Source organism: Chamaesiphon sp. OTE_75_metabat_556 (assembly GCF_031378165.1).
Lineage (GTDB): Bacteria > Cyanobacteriota > Cyanobacteriia > Cyanobacteriales > Chamaesiphonaceae > Chamaesiphon.
In genome coordinates this window covers 1-4,479 of the sequence record NZ_JANNDR010000113.1, presented here as the reverse complement: position 1 = coordinate 4,479, position 4,479 = coordinate 1, and the positions used below count along the sequence as shown (strand labels likewise).

Genomic DNA, 4,479 nt, shown 5'->3' with positions numbered 1-4,479 from the left:
CCGCCAGAACCGCCGATCGTGGTAGTAGCGGCGATTCCTAGTTCCCAAAGTGAATCAGCAGTAGATTCACCCTCTACCAGAAAGATTAAGCCCCCAGCCTCGATCTCCTGTCGAACTTCTGCATATCGATAGATCGGGATCGACTTCTTTACTCGATCTGGATTACCCTTTTTCCAGCTATTTCCATCCCAATGATTCTGATAAAATTGCTTTCCACCATTACCATTATCGATTCGCACAACCTTAACTAATAGATTGCCGTCGCGATCTGGATAGAAATAGTCCTGCCGAGATTTGGGACGGATGGGCTTAACAAATTTCTCTGGCTTCCATTCTGCCTTGCCTTCTAGTTTGTCGATCTCTGCTCGGATATCTTTTGGGTCACAGTTGCCACTAAAACAGCCATATTTTCCAGTTTTGGGATCGATGTCAAAATCATTCTTCTGGCAAACTGGACAATGATATTTGCTCTTAGATTCTTTCGATCGGGTCAATACGGCTAGATGCTCGCGAATGTCGTATTCTTTGGTCATTAGTGAATTCCTACAATGGATTTGAAATGTGTCGCGAATAAGGGGTAAACTTGTAGGAAGTCATTGCCTACAAGTATTTTCAAGCTCAGTTATCCCCAATAAATTCGAGCCATGCAAACCCCCAGATCTCAATTCTGGGGGTTTGCTGTTTGAGACTAGATGTATTGGGCGATTACCGATTCGGGATAACTACCGACCGTTCCAAACCTTGGGTCAGTTAACTTCTCGATGCTTATGCCGTTTTTCCGACAATAAGCCGAGCATTTTGAACCGATCGCTTTCGCTGACTCGCGACCGATCTTTAGACCGTGAAGGCTGGCATAACCTATTACAGAGAAGTAATGTCCATCAGGGTTGAAGATGCGATCGATCTCTCCATCATGTTGGTGGGTTAATTGCGTTAATTCATCGATTCGAGCGGCTTCCAGTGCCTGCTGTTGTTTGATGAATTTGAGTTCTCGATCGCGACGATCCATTTCTAACGCCATTTGCGCGATCATTTGCATCTGGGTCAGCGGTTCTGCCTGATTCAGATGAACAGAGCCACTTTGAAGCAGATCGTCAATCCAAGATGTTACTTGAATTTCAAAATCAACAGAACACCATGCCGCAAATTTGATAGCAGCTTTTGGATGTGCCCAAGTACCCTGTTCGACTCCTCCTTGTTTTGCGATTACAAGTTCCGTTATCGGGATCGCGATAACGCTCGACAACCCTTCGATATAAGCTGTCGTTCCTTGGAGCGATAACCAGTGTCCAACCTGTTTACCTGCTGCCACCGCCATATCTGTTAGACAGACATAGCGGTTATGCGGATCGATCCGAATATTTTTACCGTTGTATTGATTGAGTCGAAAAGTCTCGATCGTTGTTATTGCGCTCATTATTGAGTTAATGTTGGGGTGATTTTTATTGTTTAGTCGCTTTCGCATTTATCGCTAGGGCGATTTTTTATGCGGCTTTTGGGCTGTATTCGCTGGAACTAGGTAGGCTAGCGAGGTATTTCTTGATCGCCTTTTTATGAGCAGGGGAATCACCGCCATTAACCAGGTAGTCACGAACGAGATCGCGTACCCAGATAATGCGATCGGAGCCTGGTAACGAATACCAATAGATTCCACGGGGGATCAGCCCGCTAACCCGCCAGAATTTCAGGGTGTCTGAGGAGACACCAGCGGCAGCACACAGCTCACGGGTGGGTACACCAGCCCAATTCACGGGTTGTCGTTTTATTCGATGGGTCATGGTCGTTTTGGTAGGGTTGAGGGTGGGGTTACAGCACTAGATCGGGTAAATCGGACTGTATAACCACCATCTCACGATTTCGGATTTAAAAAAATGGTACAAAATCGGGCAAAAATGGACGAGATTTTAACCTTGACAAGGGGGTCTATTTGGGAGCATGTCACTTTTGCGATGAGTATAAATACTCATCGACTCAAATACCATAATCGATAGAGCTTTTGCAGTGCCTACATTCCTGATTTCACATTTGTGCATTTGTCCAGATCTGCAAAAGTGACACGCTCCCGGTCTATTTTTTATTCCTCGAACGAAGCAATCTTATGGTTAGTTGCTCCAATTGTTTATCGGATTCACTCCAATCGTCCAAAGCTTTCTTGACTTTGGGATCAGTGCTATTCTCCAAGCATTTTTGAACTAGCTCCGTATAATTGGAAAATTTTTTAAGATACGGTTTTACATCTTGATATTTGGTGAGAAACTTGAAAGCTTTTTCAAGATCTTCTTTCTCGTCGATCGTCTCAGAACCATCTCCGTATTGTTCTGGTTTATAAATTCCTTTCTTCCTAGCATTCCGCATCACAAGCAGATGATCGTAAGAGCTTCTAAGTTTTCCTGCTTTTTGATCTGCGGATAAATAATTTTCAACCTCCGAAGAACTATCATGAATTAAGCACTTTGCAAAATAGTCATTGTAAGATCCAAATATTTCCCCTAGACATTCACTCCAGCCGATTTTAATAGCTTTATACATAAAGATATATCGCACCGCGCTCACACCTCGATATTCAATGTCCGTGATTTGGAGACAGTTATAGTTTTGAGCATTTTCCAGATTTTGACATATACAAAAAAACTTGTAAATCTCTATCCACTCACGCTTGATTAAATTCCATTTTTTCTTTTGTTCTATTGATAAATTAAGTTCTAGGTAATCTCTAGGTGGTAAGTTGATAATAATTGGACTCAACAATACATCCCAGTCAAACAAATATTCTCCTGCTATTTCAACCTCAGTATTAAAATAAACTCCATATTTATTGTGTGCTGATGTTGCTCCGTTATTCTTCTTCGCATACCCCTTTTCGAGTGTCAATTTCAGTAAATTTCTCCGGTATTGAGGTGTTTTATCTCTTGCAATTCCCGCCTCGCGAACCTCTGTAGCTGTAATCAATCTGTTATCGTCTTTAAAGAGTTCGACAAGTTTGGCTAAATCAGATTCAATTCTTGAATTATCTGGTTCAGAATAGTTCATAATATCAATTAACAAATTGTGTTTTGATTCAGAGTTAATCTAATAAATTAACTCTGAATATTTTACTATTCAAACGAGACAAACACACTCCGCTCTTGAATCACATCACTATAATACTTGTGCATTGTCTGAGGGTCATGCCCCGCAGCCGCCGCAACTTCGATATATGAAGCCCCGTTCTTTAAACTAAGAGTGATAGCGGTTTTTCTAGTGGTATAAGGCTTTCGATATTTAACCCCCACCTCAGCTAATACAGTCTTCCATGCTCGTCTGCAAAAATTCCGATCGTCGATCGGTAAACCCTCTGGACTTTTGAAGACCAGCTCATCATCTGAGGATGGCTTCACTCGATCGCGTCTGGCTGATAGCATGGCAGCAATTGACGGGCTAAGATTAACAGTTCTTGCCTTCTTTGTCTTAGTGCTGCCAGTAACCCCACGCGAAAATGATTCCCCAATCCAGACCGAATCTAGATCGATCGATAGATGCTTCCATTTGAGGGCTGAAGCTTCCCCGCCCCTGGTGCCCATCCCCAACCGGAACACCACATAGTCCGCATAGTGAGAGTAATAACGGCTGTCTTTGAAACCCTGAATAATCTTCTTCGCTTCATCCAAAGTGAACGCCGCCACAGGCTGAACCGGAATCGATTTAAACCGCGCCGCAATCCCCACCCACGGATTCTCGTCCGCTAACTGATATCGCCCCCTTCCCCACTCCCAAGCAGACTTTAACAGCATGATTCGCGCTTTGGCAGTTCCAGAGGTAAGCGTATCAGCACAAACATCCGCAAAACTAACCGCCCGTCGCCGATCGATAGCCGCCGCTTGAATACTCAGATGCTTCTCTAGCATCCGCTTCAATGGCTCATAGCGCGATTTAATCGACGATTTTGCTAATCCTTCACTTTTAAATTGGTGCTGGGTAAAACGGTCAAATAACTCGACTGTGGTGATTTCGGTCGCATTCTTGCCGATCGTTCGCGGTTTGTACTTTAGTAGAGTAGCATCGTAGTAACCATACCTAGCATCGTTCTCAATCTGGCTTTTAATTGTGGATGCGAACGATCGACCCGTAGTAGAGTCTTCCACACCCAAAGCTAAATTCTTCCGCTTGCCCGTCTCTGGACAAGTCCATCTCAGTCTCAGTCTACCTTCAAGGTTCTCGATCGTTACTTTCATAGCAGGGTAAAAAACAGGGTAAAAGTGTCATGTCTAAACACCCCTAACCACCCTTTGATTGTCAATAAGACAAACGAAAAAGGCTCCAACAAAGTCGATAGACCTTGCCGAAACCCTTTTCTAGTGCTGTTTTTTCCTAGTCGGAACGAGAGGATTTGAACCTCCGACCCCTACTACCCCAAAGTAGTGACAGCTATGATTGAAAGCCATGCAGCAATAGGCTTTTAAGCGTTATTCAAAATAAACAGTGGGTGAAACAGTGGGAAGC

The 4,479-nt window shown here is 43.6% G+C and carries 4 protein-coding genes and 1 pseudogene; all 5 read right to left on the bottom strand.

What is annotated here, in order from left to right; genetic code table 11:
- A pseudogene (locus tag RMO27_RS05075) lies at positions 1-533 on the bottom strand (hypothetical protein); the annotation flags it as partial.
- 155 nt (positions 534-688) lie between these two features.
- Positions 689-1,417, bottom strand: a complete 729-nt coding sequence (locus tag RMO27_RS05070) for a KilA-N domain-containing protein (protein WP_309729946.1) — start codon at positions 1,415-1,417, stop codon at positions 689-691.
- A gap of 67 nt (positions 1,418-1,484) precedes the next feature.
- Positions 1,485-1,778: a hypothetical protein gene (locus RMO27_RS05065; protein ID WP_309729942.1), complete on the bottom strand. Its 294-nt coding sequence runs from the start codon at positions 1,776-1,778 to the stop codon at positions 1,485-1,487.
- 289 nt (positions 1,779-2,067) lie between these two features.
- Positions 2,068-3,030, bottom strand: a complete 963-nt coding sequence (locus RMO27_RS05060) for a hypothetical protein (protein WP_309729938.1) — start codon at positions 3,028-3,030, stop codon at positions 2,068-2,070.
- A 65-nt stretch (positions 3,031-3,095) separates the two neighbouring features.
- A complete protein-coding gene (locus RMO27_RS05055) occupies positions 3,096-4,211 on the bottom strand; it encodes a tyrosine-type recombinase/integrase (RefSeq protein ID WP_309729935.1) in 1,116 nt (371 codons plus the stop codon).
- Positions 4,212-4,479 lie beyond the last annotated feature (268 nt).

Excerpts from the sequence above, each read along its gene's own strand:
- RMO27_RS05060 (WP_309729938.1), bottom strand. The coding sequence starts at position 3,030 with ATGAACTATTCTGAACCAGATAATTCAAGAATTGAATCTGATTTAGCC.
- RMO27_RS05065 (WP_309729942.1), bottom strand. The coding sequence starts at position 1,778 with ATGACCCATCGAATAAAACGACAACCCGTGAATTGGGCTGGTGTACCC.
- RMO27_RS05070 (WP_309729946.1), bottom strand. The coding sequence starts at position 1,417 with ATGAGCGCAATAACAACGATCGAGACTTTTCGACTCAATCAATACAAC.
- RMO27_RS05055 (WP_309729935.1), bottom strand. The coding sequence starts at position 4,211 with ATGAAAGTAACGATCGAGAACCTTGAAGGTAGACTGAGACTGAGATGG.